15 protein-coding genes are annotated in these 16,048 nt (G+C 72.1%); 5 read left to right on the top strand and 10 right to left on the bottom strand.

Going from position 1 to position 16,048, the window contains the following annotated elements:
* Positions 1–253: 253 nt before the first annotated feature.
* On the top strand, positions 254–793 hold the full coding sequence (locus ACLQ2R_RS15145; protein ID WP_425960125.1) for a hypothetical protein: 540 nt from the start codon (positions 254–256) through the stop codon (positions 791–793).
* A 288-nt stretch (positions 794–1,081) separates the two neighbouring features.
* Here ACLQ2R_RS15145 and ACLQ2R_RS15140 read toward each other — a convergent pair whose 3' ends face one another.
* From ACLQ2R_RS15140 to ACLQ2R_RS15095, 10 genes are all read right to left on the bottom strand, one after another.
* Positions 1,082–2,779 carry a DEAD/DEAH box helicase gene (locus tag ACLQ2R_RS15140; protein WP_425960124.1) on the bottom strand — a complete coding sequence of 566 codons (1,698 nt, stop codon included), beginning with the start codon at positions 2,777–2,779 and terminating at the stop codon, positions 1,082–1,084.
* Between the two features lie 455 nt (positions 2,780–3,234).
* Positions 3,235–3,633, bottom strand: a complete 399-nt coding sequence (locus tag ACLQ2R_RS15135) for a metal-sulfur cluster assembly factor (RefSeq protein WP_425960123.1) — start codon at positions 3,631–3,633, stop codon at positions 3,235–3,237.
* Entirely contained in the window at positions 3,630–4,067 is a 438-nt protein-coding gene (gene sufU, locus ACLQ2R_RS15130) for a Fe-S cluster assembly sulfur transfer protein SufU (RefSeq protein WP_425960122.1), read from the bottom strand. The genes ACLQ2R_RS15135 and sufU overlap by 4 nt, the downstream gene beginning before the upstream one ends.
* Positions 4,068–4,185: 118 nt before the next feature.
* Positions 4,186–5,445, bottom strand: coding sequence for a cysteine desulfurase (locus ACLQ2R_RS15125; RefSeq protein ID WP_425960121.1), 1,260 nt, complete (start codon positions 5,443–5,445; stop codon positions 4,186–4,188).
* Positions 5,445–6,182 carry a Fe-S cluster assembly ATPase SufC gene (gene sufC, locus ACLQ2R_RS15120; protein WP_425960463.1) on the bottom strand — a complete coding sequence of 246 codons (738 nt, stop codon included), beginning with the start codon at positions 6,180–6,182 and terminating at the stop codon, positions 5,445–5,447. The genes ACLQ2R_RS15125 and sufC overlap by 1 nt, the downstream gene beginning before the upstream one ends.
* Before the next feature lie 37 nt (positions 6,183–6,219).
* Positions 6,220–6,537: a Rieske (2Fe-2S) protein gene (locus ACLQ2R_RS15115; RefSeq protein WP_425960120.1), complete on the bottom strand. Its 318-nt coding sequence runs from the start codon at positions 6,535–6,537 to the stop codon at positions 6,220–6,222.
* Positions 6,534–7,658: a Fe-S cluster assembly protein SufD gene (gene sufD, locus ACLQ2R_RS15110; RefSeq protein WP_386244291.1), complete on the bottom strand. Its 1,125-nt coding sequence runs from the start codon at positions 7,656–7,658 to the stop codon at positions 6,534–6,536. The genes ACLQ2R_RS15115 and sufD overlap by 4 nt, the downstream gene beginning before the upstream one ends.
* Positions 7,658–9,070 (bottom strand): Fe-S cluster assembly protein SufB, encoded by a 1,413-nt coding sequence (gene sufB, locus ACLQ2R_RS15105; RefSeq protein ID WP_425960119.1) that lies wholly within the window; start codon positions 9,068–9,070, stop codon positions 7,658–7,660. Before sufB ends, sufD begins: the two co-directional genes overlap by 1 nt.
* On the bottom strand, positions 9,067–9,867 hold the full coding sequence (locus ACLQ2R_RS15100; RefSeq protein ID WP_425960118.1) for a helix-turn-helix transcriptional regulator: 801 nt from the start codon (positions 9,865–9,867) through the stop codon (positions 9,067–9,069). Before ACLQ2R_RS15100 ends, sufB begins: the two co-directional genes overlap by 4 nt.
* 104 nt (positions 9,868–9,971) lie before the next feature.
* Positions 9,972–11,207: a multidrug effflux MFS transporter gene (locus tag ACLQ2R_RS15095; protein WP_425960117.1), complete on the bottom strand. Its 1,236-nt coding sequence runs from the start codon at positions 11,205–11,207 to the stop codon at positions 9,972–9,974.
* A gap of 448 nt (positions 11,208–11,655) precedes the next feature.
* Here ACLQ2R_RS15095 and ACLQ2R_RS15090 point away from each other — a divergent pair, with 448 nt between their 5' ends.
* The 4 genes from ACLQ2R_RS15090 to ACLQ2R_RS15075 all read left to right on the top strand — a co-directional run bounded on the left by ACLQ2R_RS15090 (position 11,656) and on the right by ACLQ2R_RS15075 (position 15,947).
* Positions 11,656–12,564, top strand: coding sequence for an ABC transporter ATP-binding protein (locus tag ACLQ2R_RS15090; RefSeq protein WP_425960116.1), 909 nt, complete (start codon positions 11,656–11,658; stop codon positions 12,562–12,564).
* Between the two features lie 41 nt (positions 12,565–12,605).
* Positions 12,606–13,373: an ABC transporter permease gene (locus tag ACLQ2R_RS15085; protein ID WP_425960115.1), complete on the top strand. Its 768-nt coding sequence runs from the start codon at positions 12,606–12,608 to the stop codon at positions 13,371–13,373.
* A 59-nt stretch (positions 13,374–13,432) separates the two neighbouring features.
* A complete protein-coding gene (locus ACLQ2R_RS15080; RefSeq protein WP_425960114.1) occupies positions 13,433–14,872 on the top strand; it encodes a glycosyltransferase family 39 protein in 1,440 nt (479 codons plus the stop codon).
* A 157-nt stretch (positions 14,873–15,029) separates the two neighbouring features.
* A complete protein-coding gene (locus ACLQ2R_RS15075) occupies positions 15,030–15,947 on the top strand; it encodes an EamA family transporter (RefSeq protein ID WP_425960113.1) in 918 nt (305 codons plus the stop codon).
* The last annotated feature ends 101 nt before the right edge of the window (positions 15,948–16,048 follow it).

Raw genomic sequence — 16,048 nt, 5'->3', positions numbered from 1 at the left:
CGCCCGGATGAGCATCCGTCCCCGGAACGGCGTGTTCCGGGGCGACGGATCCTGTCCCGCCGGCTTCTCAGAGGTGCGCGTTCGGGCAGGTCAGGCGGCATGAAATCTCCCAGGGCATCCCGGGCCATCCCATTCACTCCTAAGATCATTTTTTTCTTGTTATGCGAATTTTCTCCCCCCATCATTGGCTCAGCACCTCCGGTTCCCGTTCATACGAGAGCGGGCACACGGAGGCGACAAAGGGGGATGATTCATGCATCGTCGGACGAACCGCAGACGGATCGCCAACACCACCATGGCCGTCGTACTCGGTGCCGGCTTCGCCGTCGGACTCTCGGTGGGCATTCCCACGGCCGCGCACGCCGAGAAGAAGTGCCATCACGGAGGCACACCCGCCGGAGGGTACGGGGAGGTCAAGTACGACAATCCCGGTGCGACCGGTGACCTCAAGTACCCTGCGACGCTCCACGGCAGGACGGCCCGCCTCTACAGCGGAAGGACCAACGCCGCCGCCTATGCCAAGGTGTACATGACCAAGGGCGACGTACTGGGCATCGACCGCTCGAACTTCACCGTCACCGGCCCCAGGAGCGACCACAACTGGCTGCGCACCCACGAGGTCGAGGCCCGGGGTACCTGGGACTACTGCGAGATCACCGCCGGCTCGAACGGAACCTATTCGACACCGTCGGTCGACGGGGCACACCGAGCCGTTCGGATCTGCCTCCTGCACGACGGAGGCCGGCAGTGCACCAACATCTGGTACGCCGACAACGACGACGACGAGTGGTGATCCGGCCCTCCGGCGAGGAGAAACCGTGGTGCGCCGGGGTGACCGCCGGACGGCGGGCGCGGCACGATCCGGCCCCGGCCGGCCCCTGAGCCCGCGCACCCGCCGGACCGGGAACGAGGGACCGGGAACGAGGGACCGGGAACGAGGGACCGGGAACGAAGGGACCGGGAACGAAGGGCCGGCACCCCCATCGGGGACGGAACGCCGAAGGGCCGGCACGGCGGATGCCGTACCGGCCCTTCGAGGGTCGTACCGGAGCCCTCAGGGACTCCGGGGGTGGATCAGCGGTCAGCGGCCGTAGCGGCTGCCACCGCTGCGCGGGGCCGAGCCGCGGCCGTCGGCGCGGAACTCGCCGCCGCGGAAGCCGCCGCCCTGACGCTCGCCGCGGAAGGGCTCGCGCTCGCCCGAGGGACGCTCGGAACGGTAGCCGCCACCGGCGGCCGGGGCCGGACGGTCGGCGCGGAACGGCTCACGCCGCTCGCCACCGCGGTAGCCACCGCCACCGGCCGGACGCTCGGTACGGTAACCGCCGCCACCGGCGGGACGCTCGGAGCGGTAGCCGCCCCCACCACCGGCGGCGGGACGGTCGTCACCGAAGGAACGCTCGCGGGGCTGGCCGCCCTCGGCGCCGTGGGCGGGACGGTCGGAGCGGAAGCGGCGCGGGCCACGGGCACCGCCGGTGCCGCCACCGTTGCCGTAGCCGCCACGGCCCTGACGCTGCTTGGCGGCCGGGGCCGAGGGCTCCCAGACCGGGATCGCCTCGCCGCTGGGCGTGCGCGCACCGGCGACCTCCTCCAGGCGCGGGTGGCCCGGGGTGGCCTTGATGCGGAACGGCTTGATGCCGGCGCGACGGGTCATCGACTCGGTGGAGCGACGCTCGTTGGGGAGCACCAGCGTCATGACGGTGCCCTTCTCCCCGGCGCGGGCGGTACGGCCACCGCGGTGCAGGTAGCTCTTGTGGTCCTGGGGCGGGTCGACGTGCAGCACGAGGCTGATGTTGTCGACGTGGATGCCGCGGGCCGCGACGTCCGTGCAGACCAGGACGTTGATCGCGCCTTCCTTGAACTCGGACAGGATGCGGGTGCGCTGGTTCTGGCGCTTGCCGCCGTGCAGGCCACCGGCACGGATGCCGACCTGGGCGAGCTGCTTGCAGAGCCGGTCCACGCCGTGCTGGGTGCGCACGAACATGATCGTCCGGCCGTCGCGGCCGGCGATCTCGGCGGTCACCGGGAACTTGTCGTCGCGGTGGACCTCGAGGACGTGGTGCTCCATGGTGTCGACCGAGGAGATGGCCGGGGCCATGGAGTGGGTCACCGGGTCGGTGAGGAAGCGGCGCACGAGCTTGTCGACGTCGCCGTCCAGGGTGGCGGAGAACAGCAGGCGCTGGCTGTCGGCCGGGGTCTGCTGCAGGATCGCGCTGACCACCGGGAAGAAGCCCAGGTCGCACATGTGGTCGGCCTCGTCCAGGATCGTCACCTGGACCTCGTCCAGCGTGCACTCACCCTGCTGCATGAGGTCGGTCAGCCGGCCCGGGGTGGCCACGACGACCTCGACGCCGCGGCGCAGCGCCTCGATCTGACGGCCCATGGACATGCCGCCGACGACGGTCTTCATGCGCAGCGACAGGCCACGGCCGAGCGGCTCGAGGGCGTCGGTCACCTGCATGGCGAGCTCGCGCGTCGGCACCAGGACGATGGCCAGCGGGCGGCCCGGACGGGCCTTGGCGCCGGCGATGCGGGTCATCATGGGCAGGCCGAAGGCGAGCGTCTTGCCCGAGCCGGTCTGGCCGCGGCCGAGGACGTCGTGCCCGGCGAGGATGTCGGGGATCGTGGCCCGCTGGATGGGGAAGGGGCTGTCGATACCCGCGCGGGAGAGGCCGGTCACCAGGGGCTTCGGCAGGCCGAGAAGGGTGAACTCGGACGGGCCCGCGGGGGCCTGGACGATGTCGGTGATCTCGGTGAACTCGGGCAGAACGGAGTCAAGCATGGTCACGAAGACTCGTGCCTTTCGATAGAAGAACGGGGCACGTCACTTCTGCGAAAGGACGAGCCTGGAACGCGCGGCCTGAGGCCGCACTGGATGAACACCCACATCGGGGCGGTGGTGCGGTGCAAGTCGAGGCGCACCGCACGGGGCGGGTCTAGCTTACCCGCACGCAGTCAAACCACGATCAAGCATACCCGGCGTTCGCAGTGCCGAGTTCGGTCGGGGCGTCCGGCATCAGCCGGCCGCTTGTCCGTCGGTTGGAGTCAACACTCCCGGCCGGGCTTTTCTTCCCGGCCTCGAAGATACTCTCACACAATTCGGCACAGCTCGAATCCGGGGGGTCGCGTGAGCCGTCTCCGGCACGCTTCCCCCCGCGTCCCACCTGCCCCGGGCGTCCCGCGACCCCGGGGTCCCGCGGGCCTCGACGCGGCCTCCCACCAGGCCGGGAAGGCGTCTCAGACGTTGAACCCGAGCATGCGGAGCTGCTCGCGCCCCTCGTCGGTGATCTTGTCCGGGCCCCACGGCGGCAGCCAGACCCAGTTGATCTTCACGTCGGAGGCCATGCCCTCCAGGGCGGAGTGCGCCTGGTCCTCGATGACGTCGGTCAGCGGGCAGGCCGCGCTGGTCAGCGTCATGTCGATGGTGACGACCGGCAGCACGGCGTCACCCGTGCCACCCTCGCCGTTCTCGGCGCCCTCACCGGCGGGGTCGAGGTGCAACCCGTAGATCAGGCCCAGGTCCACGACGTTGATGCCGAGTTCGGGGTCCACCACGTCCTTGAGCGCCTCCATGACCTCGTCATGGGCGACGCTCTCGTCCTGCGCCGTGGTCGGCGTCTCAACAGCCTTGCTCATTTCGTGCTCCTCACGACCGCGTCCTTGTAGGCCATCCAGGCCAGTAGCGCGCATTTCACCCGGGCGGGGAACTTGGCGACGCCCGCGAAGGCGACCGCGTCACCCAGAACGTCCTCGTCCGCCTCGATCTTCCCCCTGCCCTGCATGAGCCGGGTGAACTCGTCCACCACGCCGAGGGTGTCGTCGACGGTCGAGCCGGTGGCCAGCTCGTGCAGCACCGAGGCCGCGGCCTGGCTGATGGAGCAGCCCTGGCCGTCGTAGGAGACGTCCTCGACCTTGCCGCCGTCGCCCAGCCTCACCCGCATGGTGATCTCGTCGCCGCAGGTCGGGTTCACGTGGTGGACCTCGGCGTCGTAGGGGTCGCGCAGACCCCTCCCCTGCGGGTGCTTGTAGTGCTCCAGGATCAGCTCCTGGTACATGGACTCGGCGATCATAGGGTCGTGCTCACCTTCTCGTTCGCTGCGCCGTGCGCTCGCGCGTCGCCGGACGCCGTGCGGAGGGCACCGGGCCCCCGCCGTCCGCCCGTACGCCGGCTCGACTGCTCGGGCATGGCTAGGCGAACACCTTCCGCACGTGGTGGAGGCCGCGGACCAACGCGTCGATCTCGGCCGGTGTGTTGTACAGGTAGAAGGACGCCCGCGTGGTGGCGGGGATCCCGAACCTGAGGTGGAGCGGGCGGGCGCAGTGGTGACCCACGCGCACGGCCACGCCGAACTCGTCGTCGAGGATCTGCCCGACGTCGTGCGGGTGGATCCCCTCCAGTGTGAACGAGACGGTGCCGCCCCGGTTCTCCAGGTCGGCCGGGCCGATGATCCGCAGGCCCGGGACCTCCCCCAGCGCGCCGAGCGCGTGGGCGGTGAGCTCGCGCTCGTGGCCGGCGACGGCGTCCATGCCGATCTCGGTGAGGTAGTCCACCGCGGCGCCGAGGCCGATGGCCTCGACGATCGGCGGGGTGCCCGCCTCGAACTTGTGCGGCGCGGGCGCGTAGGTCGAGCGGTCCATCCAGACCGCCTCGATCATCTCGCCGCCGCCCATGAACGGGGGCATGGCCTCCAGCAGCTCGGCGCGGCCCCACAGGACGCCGATGCCGGACGGGCCGACGACCTTGTGGCCGGTGAAGGCCAGGAAGTCGACGCCCAGGGCGGCCACGTCCACCCCCTTGTGGGGGACGGACTGGGAGGCGTCCAGCATCATCAGCGCGCCGACCTCGCGGACCCTGGCCAGCACCGGGGCGACCGGGTTGACCGTGCCGAGCACGTTCGACTGGTGCACGATCGAGACGATCTTCGTGCGCTCGGTGACGAGCTCGTCGAGGTTCGACAGGTCCAGTCGGCCCTCGTCGGTGACGGAGAACCAGCGCAGGGTCGCGCCGGTGCGCTGGGCGAGCATCTGCCACGGCACGATGTTGGAGTGGTGCTCCATCTCCGAGACGACGATCTCGTCGCCGGGGCCGAGCCGGAAGCGCACGTCCTCGCCGATCGGGTTGCCGAAGGCGTACGCGACCAGGTTGATGGCCTCGGAGGCGTTCTTGGTGAAGACCACCTCGTCGCGGTCGGGCGCGCCGACGAACGCGGCGATCTTGTCGCGCGCGTCCTCGTACGCCTCGGTGGACTCCGCGCCCAGCACGTGCATGGCGCGGCCCACGTTGCTGTAGTGCATCGCCATGTGCTCGCGCATCACCTCGATCACCTGGGTGGGCTTCTGCGCGGAGTTTCCGGAGTCGAGGTAGACGAGCGGCCTGCCGCCGGGAAGCTCGCGGGACAGGACCGGGAAGTCCTTCCTGATCCTCTCCACGTCAAGGCCGTCGTTCATCAGGCCGTCGCCTTCGTGTAGGCCTCGTAGCCCTCTGCCTCGAGCTTGTCGGCGAGCTCGGGGCCGCCCTGCTCCACGATCCGCCCGGCGGAGAAGACGTGGACGAAGTCCGGCTTCACGTAGCGCAGGATGCGGGTGTAGTGGGTGATGAGCAGCACGCCGGTCTCGCCGCCCGCGCGGAAGCGGTTGATGCCCTCGGAGACCACGCGCAGCGCGTCGACGTCGAGGCCGGAGTCGGTCTCGTCGAGGACGGCGATCTTCGGCTTGAGCAGCTCCAGCTGGAGGATCTCGTGGCGCTTCTTCTCGCCGCCGGAGAAGCCCTCGTTGACGTTGCGCTGGGCGAAGGCCGAGTCGATGGACAGGGCGTCCATGCCGGCCTTGAGGTCCTTGGCGAACTGGCGGAGCTTGGGCGCCTCGCCGCTGGTCGAGGTCACCGCGGTGCGCAGGAAGTTGGCGACGCTGACGCCGGGGACCTCGACCGGGTACTGCATGGCGAGGAACAGGCCGGCGCGGGCGCGCTCGTCGACCGACAGGTCGAGCAGGTCGGTGCCGTCGAGCAGGACCTGGCCGCCGGTGACGGCGTACTTGGGGTGGCCCGCGATCGCGTAGGCGAGGGTGGACTTGCCCGAGCCGTTGGGGCCCATGATGGCGTGGGTCTCACCGGCGCGCACGGTCAGGTCGACGCCGCGCAGGATCTCCTTGTCGGCGACGGTGACGTGCAGGTCGCGGATCTCCAGGGTGGAACCCGAGGTGACCGGGGTGGTGTCAGACACGTTATGACTCCTTCGAGAGCGAGACGAGGACGTCATCGCCGTCGATCTTTACTCGGTAGACGGGGACGGGCTTGATGGCGGGCGGGCCGGTGGGCTTGCCCGAACGCAGGTCGAAGCACGAGCCGTGCAGCCAGCACTCGAGGGTGCCGTCGTAGACCTCCCCCTCGCTGAGTTTCACCTCGGCGTGGGAGCACACGTCGTGCAGCGCGTGCACCTCGTCGCCCCGGCGGACCAGGGCGACGGGGACGTCCCCGACCTCCAGGCCGATCACTCCCTCGTCGGGGATGTCGGCGAGCGCGCAGACCTTCTCGAACGTCACTTCTCGAGCTCCGCCTCGACCCGGGCGAGGACGCGCTCGCGGAGCTCGGGGATCTCGATCTTCTCCAGGAGCTGGGCGAAGAATCCCCTGATGACCAGGCGCCGGGCGTCGTCGAAGGGGATGCCGCGGGCCTGGAGGTAGAAGATGTGCTCGTCGTCGAGGCGGCCGGAGGTGCTGGCGTGGCCGGCCCCGGCGACCTCCCCGGTGAGGATCTCCAGGTTGGGCACCGAGTCGGCGCGGGCGCCGTCGGTGAGCAGCAGGTTGCGGTTGAGCTCGTAGGTGTCGGTGCCCTCGGCCTCGACGCGGATGATGACGTCGCCGATCCAGACCGCGTGGGCGTCGGCCCCCTGGAGCGCGCCGCGGTAGTCGACGTTGCTGCGGCAGTCGGGCGTGGAGTGGTCGACGAGGAGGCGGTGCTCCAGGTGCTGACCGGCGTCGACGAAGTACAGCCCGTTCAGCTCGGCGTCGCCGCCGGGGCCGGAGTAGGAGACCGACGGCGAGAGCCGGACCAGGTCGCCGCCGAGGGTGACCACGAAGCCGCGGAAGACGGCGTCCTTGGCGAGCTGGGCGTGGTGGTGGGAGACGTGCACGGCGTCGTCGGCCCAGTCCTGCAGGCTGACGACCTTGAGCGTCGCTCCCTCGCCCACCACGAACTCGACGTTGTCGGCGTAGACGGCGCTGCCGCGGTGGTCGAGGACGACCACGGCCTCGGCCATCGGCTCCAGCCGCACGACCGTGTGGCCGTAGGCGGTGCCGGTGCCCGACCCGGTGAAGGTGACCACGGTCGGCGCGGAGGCGACGGCCTCGCGGGGCACCGTGATCACGGTGGCCTTCTCGAAGGAGGCGTACGCCTGGGCGCTGACCCGGTCGGCGGGCACGTAGGCCCGCCCGAGCCGGGCGTCGTCACGGCCGACGGTCTCCACGGTCGCCTCGGGCGCGGCGTCGACGTGCACGGTGACGTTCGCGGAGGCCGCGACGCCCTCGTGCAGGCCCCGCAGCCGGGAGAGCGGCGTGAAGCGCCACTCCTCCTCCCGGCCGGTGGGGACGGCGAAGTCGGCCACGTCGTAGGAGGCCCTCTCGTGCAGCGTCGAGAGGGGCTTCACAGCGGTGTCGAGGCCCATCAGCCGACGGCTCCTTCCATCTGCAGCTCGATCAGCCGGTTCAGCTCCAGGGCGTACTCCATCGGGAGCTCGCGGGCGATCGGCTCGACGAAGCCCCGGACGATCATCGCCATCGCCTCGTCCTCGCCCATACCCCGGCTCATCAGGTAGAAGAGCTGGTCGTCGGAGACCTTGGAGACGGTGGCCTCGTGCCCCATGGACACGTCGTCCTCGCGCACGTCCACGTAGGGGTAGGTGTCGGAGCGGCTGATCTGGTCGACCAGCAGCGCGTCGCACTTGACCGTGCTGGCGCTGCCGTGCGCGCCCTCCTCGATCTGGACCAGACCGCGGTAGGAGGTACGGCCGCCGCCGCGGGCGACGGACTTGGAGATCACCGAGGAGCTGGTGTTCGGCGCGAGGTGGACCATCTTGGCCCCGGCGTCCTGGTGCTGGCCCTCACCGGCGAAGGCGACGCTCAGGGTCTCGCCCTTGGCGTGCTCGCCCATGAGGTAGACGGCCGGGTACTTCATGGTGACCTTGGAGCCGATGTTGCCGTCCACCCACTCCATGGTCGCGCCCTCGTACGCCACGGCGCGCTTGGTGACCAGGTTGTAGACGTTGTTCGACCAGTTCTGGATGGTCGTGTAACGGCAGCGGGCGCCCTTCTTCACGATGATCTCCACGACCGCGCTGTGCAGCGAGTCGGAGGTGTAGATCGGCGCGGTGCAGCCCTCGACGTAGTGGACGTAGGAGTTCTCGTCCACGACGATCAGGGTCCGCTCGAACTGGCCCATGTTCTCGGTGTTGATCCGGAAGTAGGCCTGGAGCGGGATCTCCACGTTGACGTTCGGCGGCACGTAGATGAAGCTGCCGCCGCTCCAGGTGGCCGTGTTCAGCGCGGCGAACTTGTTGTCGCCGACCGGGATCACGGTCCCGAAGTACTCCTTGAAGATCTCCTCGTGCTCCTTGAGGGCGGTGTCGGTGTCGACGAAGATGACACCCTTCTCCTCAAGGTCCTCACGGATCTTGTGGTAGACCACCTCGGACTCGTACTGGGCGGCGACCCCGGCGACGAGGCGCTGCTTCTCGGCCTCGGGGATGCCCAGCCTGTCGTAGGTGTTCTTGATGTCGTCGGGCAGGTCCTCCCAGGAGGCGGCCTGCTTCTCGGTGGAGCGCACGAAGTACTTGATGTTGTCGAAGTCGATCCCGCTGAGGTCGGAGCCCCAGTTCGGCATGGGCTTCTTGCCGAAGAGGCGGAGCCCCTTCAGGCGCAGGTCCAGCATCCACTCCGGCTCGTTCTTCAGCGCGGAGATGTTGCGGACGACCTCTTCGGACAGGCCACGCTTGGCCGTCGCTCCCGCGGCGTCCGAGTCGGCCCAGCCGAACTTGTAATTCCCGAGGCCTTCCAGCTCCGGGCGGTCGGTGACAGTCACCTTCCGGTCTCCTTGCTCGATATGTCGATCGTTTCGTGGACGGCCGGCGGTGGTGCCGGTTCGGAACGCGGGGAGGGCAGGGACGAGATCGCGCCCTCCCGCGCGCCCGCTCCCGGAGCCCGGTGGGGGCTCACGTGGGTGGTGCACACACCGTCGCCGTGGGCGATGGTCGCGAGCCGCTGCACGGGCGTGCCGAGAATGCGCGCGAACGCCTCGGTCTCGGCCTCGCACAGCTGCGGGAACTCAGCGGCGACGTGCGCCACCGGGCAGTGGTGTTGGCAGAGTTGCTCGCCGCCGACCCCGGCCTTGCTCGCCGAGGCGGCGTAACCGTCGTCGGAGAGCGCCTCGGCCAGGACGCGGACCCGCTGGTCGGCGGGGACCTCGTTCATCTGGGGCCGCAGGCGGTCGACGAGACCGGCCACCTGCGACCGGGCGAACTCCGCCACGGCCTCCTCGCCCACGCGCTCGGCCAGGAAGCGCAGCGCGCTGCCGGCCAGGTCGTCGTAGGCGTGCTCGAAGGCGCTGCGGCCCGCGTCGGTCATCGCGAACAGCTTGGCCGGCCGCCCGCGCCCGCGCTGGCCGCGCGGTCTGGCGGTGCGGGCCTCGGCCATCCCCTCGGCCAGCAGCGCGTCCAGGTGCCTGCGCACCGCCGCCGGGGTCAGGCCGAGCCGCTCGCCGAGAGCGGCGGCGGTGATCGGTCCGTGCTCCAGGATGAGCCGGGCGACGCGCGCACGCGTGCTCCGCTCGGCGGACACGCCGGAGAGCCGCACGGCGGCGGCCATCTCGGTGTCACGCATCCCGGTCACGTATTTCACAACATCAGTGTGCCGTAATTACTTCCCCGCTGACAAACCAGTGCTGGCGTGTCGAGAATGTGATGCATCACGTAGGAAAGGCTTACCTAACCTGCGGAAACGCCTCCCGGCCTCCGGTTCAGCACGGCGAAGACGGCGAGCGAGGCGACGGTGAACCCGGTCAGCACGACGGCCATCGGCAGTGCGCTGCCCTCACCTCCCAGGCCCACCAGCGGCGCGGCGAGGGCGCCGAGCCCGAACTGCAGCACGCCGGTCAGCGCGGCCGCGCTCCCGGCGACCTGCGGGGGCTGGCCGGCCAGGGCCAGCGCGCCGCTGCCCGGCAGCACGAACCCGGCCCCGCACATCATCGTGAACAGCCCGGCGACCAGCGCCGGCAGCCCCAGCCCGGCCACGACCGTGACCAGGATCGTCGCGGCCCCGGCCACGCTCAGCAGCAGCCCCAGCAGGATCAGCCGGGCCGGGTCCACCCGGCGCCCGGCCAGGCGCCCGCCGATCTGCGCGGTGACGGTCAGGCCCAGCGCGTTCAGCCCGAACACCAGGGAGAACACCTGCGGCGAGGTGCCGTAGACCTCCTGGAGCACGAACGGCGAGCCGGAGATGTAGGCGAACATCGCGGCGAACCCCATCCCGCCGGCCAGCGCGGCGGCCATGAAGGAACGGTCGCGCAGCAGGTGCCAGAAGGTCACCAGGGTGTGCCGGAGCCCGCCGCTCTCGCGGCTGTCGGCCGGGAGGGTCTCGCGCACCCCGGCCAGCGCCGCGACCAGCAGCAGCAGCCCGGTGACGCTGAGGGCCACGAAGACGCCCCGCCAGGAGGTGTGGGCGAGCAGCTGGGCACCGGCGATCGGGGCCAGGATCGGGGCCAGGCCGGTCACCAGCATCAGGGTGGCGAAGATGCGGGCGATGGCCGCGCCCTCGTACAGGTCGCGGACGATCGCGCGGACGATGACCAGCGCGGCGCCGCCCGCGAAGCCCTGGAGCAGGCGGAAGGCGATCAGCCCGTACACCGAGGGCGAGAAGGCGCACAGCAGGGAGGCGGCGGCGTAGGCGGCGATGCCGATCAGCAGCGGGCCCCGCCGGCCCCGGACGTCGCTGAGCGGCCCGGCGACGACCTGCCCGGCGGAGACGCCGATGAGGCAGGCGGTGAGGGTGAGCTGCACCTGCGCCTGCCCGGTGCCCAGGCCCCCGGCGATGGCGGGGAAGGCGGGCAGGTACATGTCGATCGACAGGGGGCCGATCGCCGACAGCGCGCCCAGGATCAGCAGCAGGAGTGTCCTGCGCCGCGTGTCCGGCGCCACCCCCGGCTCGACGACGGCCGCGGTCATACTCGTACTCCCTCGCTGGTCACCGGCGTGCGACCTTCCGCGGTCACCGGTATGGGACTGGTCGGCCGACGTGTCGGCACACGACGACCCACGGGCCCTGACGGGCCACGTGAGCCGAAGCGTCCCAACCACCGACGGGACGGCCGAATTCCTTGGTTTCGGAAATTTCACACAAAAGAACCTCCGGGGGCGTCCGGGTGGCCCGGCCGCGACACGCCGGCGAGGCGGCCCCTCCCGCCGGCGGGAGGGGCGGCACCCGGCCGGCGGGGCCGGTCGCGCGTGCCGACGGGACGGCCGTGACACGCCGGCCGGGACCGGTCGCGCGTGCCGGTGGAGGGATCACGACACGCCGGTGGGGCATGCTCGCGCGTGCCGGTGGGACGGCCTGCCGCGCCGGACGCGTGGTCCGGCAGCGGAGGCGCCGGGCGCGGTCTCTAAACTCGTGGCCATGGACTCCCCAGCCGTCGCGATCGTCGACCTGGTCAAGAGATACGGCGGGACGACCGCGATCGACGGACTGACCCTGACCGCCGCCCGTGGCGCGGTCACCGCGGTGCTGGGCCCCAACGGGGCCGGCAAGACCTCCACCGTGGAGATCTGCGAGGGGTTCCGCCGGGCCGACGGCGGCAGCGTGAAGGTGTTGGGGCTCGACCCGTCCGCGCCCGGGCTGCGGGCCCGGGTGGGGGTGATGCTCCAGGCCGGCGGCGTACCGCCCGCGGCCCGCTGCGGGCAGTGGCTGCGGCTGATGGCCCGCTTCCACGCCCGCCCGCTCGACCCGGCCGCGCTGCTGGAGCGGCTCGGGCTGACCGAGCACGCCCGCACCCCCTACCGCAGGCTCTCCGGCGGCCAGCAGCAGCGCCTGTCGCTGGCCGGGGCGGTCATCGGCCGTCCCGAGCTGGTCTTCCTCGACGAGCCGACCGCGGGCCTCGACCCGCAGGCCAGGCACGCCTGCTGGGAGCTGGTCCGCGAGCTGCGCGCGAGCGGGGTCGCGGTGGTGCTCACCACCCACCACATGGACGAGGCCGAGCGACTGTCCGACCACATCGTGATCATCGACCGGGGCAGGGTGGTCGCCGAGGGCACCCCCTCCTCGCTCACCGGCGCCGAGCGGCAGCTGCGCTTCCGCGCCCGGCCGGGGCTCTGCCTGGACGAGCTGCTGGCCGCGCTGCCCGTCGGCAGCGCGGCCAAGGAGTCGCCGGCCGGGCACTACATCATCGAGGGGCAGGTCGCGCCCGAGCTGCTGGCGACCGTGACGACCTGGTGCGCGGCCGAGGGGGTCACCGCGGACGACCTCAGCATCGAGCGGCGCACCCTGGAGGACGTCTTCCTGGAACTGACCGGGCGTGAGCTCCGTTGAAGCGCCCCGCCGCGCCCGGCCCTGCCTCTGAGGAGACGCGCATGACGACCCTGGACCTCACCCCGGCCCCGGGGGCCGCGCCGCTGGGGCGGATGGTGGTGGCCCAGACCGGCGCGGAGATCCGGGCGATGCTCCGCAACGGCGAGCAGCTCCTGCTCACGATGATCATCCCGGTGCTGCTGCTCGTCGGGCTCTCCGCCGCCCCCATCCTGGACGTGGGCGGCGGCTCCCGGATCGACTTCATGACCCCCGGGGTGCTGGCGCTGGCGGTGATGTCCACCGCCTTCACCGGGCAGGCCATCGCCACGGGCTTCGAGCGCCGCTACGGGGTGCTGAAGCGGCTGGGCGCGACCCCGCTGACGCGGACCGGGCTGATGCTGGCCAAGACGCTCGCGGTGATCGCCGTGGAGGTCATCCAGGTCGCGGTCATCTGCGCGGTGGCGCTCGGCCTGGGATGGCGCCCGGCCGGCTCACCGCTCGCGGCGCTGCTGCTGGTCGTGCTGGGCACCGCCGCGTTCAGCGGCCTGGGCCTGCTGATGGCCGGGACGCTCCGCGCCGAGGCCACGCTCGCCGCGGCGAACCTGGTCTACCTGGTCCTGCTGGCCTGCGGCGGGGTGGCCTTCCCGCTGGAGCGGTTCCCCGAGACGGTGCGGCCGGTGCTGGAGCTGCTGCCGATCTCCGCGCTCACCGGCGGGCTCCGCGCGGTGCTGGGCGATGGCGCGGGGCCGCCGCTCGCGGCCGTGGCGGTCCTGGCGGCGTGGGCGGCGGTGTCGCTGCTGCTGACGGCCCGCACCTTCCGCTGGGAGTGATCACACTTTCCTCCCCGAAAGGGGCACGGAGATGATCTTTACCCCCTAGCATCCTCCGGGTGATCATTACCGGGACGCGCCGTCCCTCCCCTCCGGTCCCGGCGCGACCGGCGCGGAGGTGGCCGAGTCTCGTCGCGGGGATCGTCGCCACGCTCGTCTGCGTCGCGGGCTCCTCCACGGTCTCCCACTCCTCCGACGAGCTCGCCACCCTCGGCGCGGCCCGCCGGAGCGCCGGGGGACTGTGGGAGCTGGCCCTGCACATCGACGGGCACTTCCTGCCGTACTACGCGTTCATGCACCTGTGGCTGGAGTTCGGGCAGGCCGAGTGGTGGATGCGCCTGCCCTCGGCGCTCGGCGTCGGGGTGGCCACCGCGCTCATCGCCGACCTGGGGCGCCGGCTGGGCTCGTGGCCCGCCGGGCTGGCCGCGGCGGCCGTCTACGTGGCGCTGCCGTCGGTGTCCTACCACGGGCAGAACGCCCGTTCCTACGCGTTCGCCGCCGCGGCCGCGGTCCTGGCCACCTGGGCGCTGCACCGCGCCGTCGAGGAGCCCGGCCGGCGCCGGGGGTGGTGGGGGTACGCGGCCGCGGTGGCGCTGCTCGGCTGCACCCAGGTGTTCGCCCTGCTCGTCGCGGTGTCGCACCTGGCGGCGGTCGCGCTGTACGGGCGGGGGGTGCTGCCCAGGGCGCTGACCTGCCTGGCGGCCGGGTTCGTCCCCGGGGCCGTCCTGGCGGCGGCCGGCTTCGCCGAACGGCACGCGATCAGCTGGATCACCCTGCCCGGGCCCGGCGTGTTCCTGGCGCTGCCCAGGATGATCGGCGGCACCGCCCTGGCGGGGGGAGCGCTGCTCCTGCTCGCGGCGGCGGCCCCCTTCCTGCGGCGCCACGGCGCCGACCGGCTCTGGGTCGCGCTGCTGGCCTGCTGGGCCCTCCTGCCGCCCCTGCTGCTGTTCGCGACGTCCCACCTGATCACCCCGGTCTACGTCGACCGCTACCTGTTCGCGACGGTGCCCGCGTACGCGCTGCTGGCCGGGCTCGCGCTCGCCGCGCTGCCCCGCCCGCCCGCCGGGCTCGCGCTGGCGGGCGTGCTGGCGGCCGGGTTCCCCGGCCAGCTCGACGTGCGCGGGGAGGACGGCCACCACGAGAACTACCCCCGGGCGGCGCGGATCCTGGCCGCCGAGGCCCGGCCGGGGGACGCGCTCGTCTACGGGCGCTCCTCGCTGCGGCAGGGCCTGCTGTACTACGGCGGCGAGGGCCTGCCCGACGACGTGATGCTCGCCGGTCCGGACCCGCTGCCGGACTCGTTCGGCTACCCCGAGCACGCCGACCTGGCCGCGGCCCTCACCGGTCGCGACCGGGTGTGGGTGATCTGGCGGGGCGGGTCCGAGGCGGCCGCGCGCGTCGCCCGGGTCGCCGTCCTGCGGGAGGAGGGGTTCGTCCGCGCCAAGGCCTGGCGGACGGGCCGGGTGCCGGGCATGACGGTGGCGCTCTACACCCGCTGAGGACCCGGCGGCACGGAGCGGCACCAGGGGCGGGGCGCGGCACGGAGCGGTACAGAGCGGCACGAGGAGCGGGGCGCGTCTCGGATGACGGACGTTCCCGGGAGGAGGCGCCCCACCCGGTAAGGTGTCACCGACCTTTTTGCGCCTGAGGAGTGCCGTGACCGCCGAAGCCCTGCACGGGCCCGCAGAACCCTACGAGCCCGGCCTGCCCAGGTCCAGGGCGCTGCTGAGGGCCGCCTCCGACGCCGTCCCGCCGTCCGGGCTGGTCCTGCTGGCCATCCTGTCGGTCCAGGTGGGCGCGGGGTTCGCCAAGGACCTGTTCTCCCAGCTCTCGCCGAGCGCGGTGGTGTTCCTGCGGATCGCCATCAGCGCGCTGATCCTGGGAGCGGTCGCCAGGCCCCGGCTGAGGGGGCTGACCCGGGGGGACGTGGCGGCGGGCGTGGCGTTCGGCATGACGCTGGGCGTGATGAACCTGTCGTTCTACGAGGCGCTGGCCCGCCTTCCCATGGGGATCGCGGTGGCCATCGAGTTCCTCGGCCCGCTCGGCGTCGCGGTGGCGGCCTCGCGCCGCCGTCTCGACCTGCTGTGGGTGGTGCTCGCCGGGTCGGGCGTGGTGCTGCTGGCCCCCTGGGGGGCGGCCACGTCCAGGATCAGCTGGACCGGGATCGCCTTCGCCCTGGTCGCGGGGGCCTGCTGGGCCGCCTACATCCTGCTGTCGGCCTCGGTCGGCCGTCGCTTCCCGGGGGCGACCGGGCTCTCCCTGGCGATGATCGTCTCCTGCGTGGTGATCGCCCCCGTCGGGATCCCCTCGGGCGGCACCGACCTGCTCCGGCCCGAGGTGCTGCTGATCGGCCTGGGGGTGGCCCTGCTCTCGTCGGTGATCCCGTACTCGATCGAGCTGGAGGCGTTGCGCAGGATGCCCAAGCGGGTCTTCGGCATCCTCATGAGCATGGAACCGGCGGTGGCCGCGCTGGTCGGCCTGGTGGTGCTGGGCGAGGTGCTCCAGGCGCGCGAGTGGGCCGCGGTCGGCTGCGTGGTCGTCGCGACCCTGGGCGCCACCCGCTCCTCGGGCTGACCCGGCGCTCCTGCGACCGGCCCGAGGGGCTCCCCCGGTGATCCGCGGGGCGCTCCGGCGCCGGACGTGCGGCCCGCGTGGTCCCGGGAGCCGGCTGACCC

This window comes from Streptosporangium sp. DT93 (assembly GCF_049844535.1).
In the GTDB taxonomy this organism is placed as follows: domain Bacteria; phylum Actinomycetota; class Actinomycetes; order Streptosporangiales; family Streptosporangiaceae; genus Streptosporangium.
Note: the sequence above shows the minus strand (reverse complement) of the source record. Positions and strands in the feature narration are given on the sequence as shown.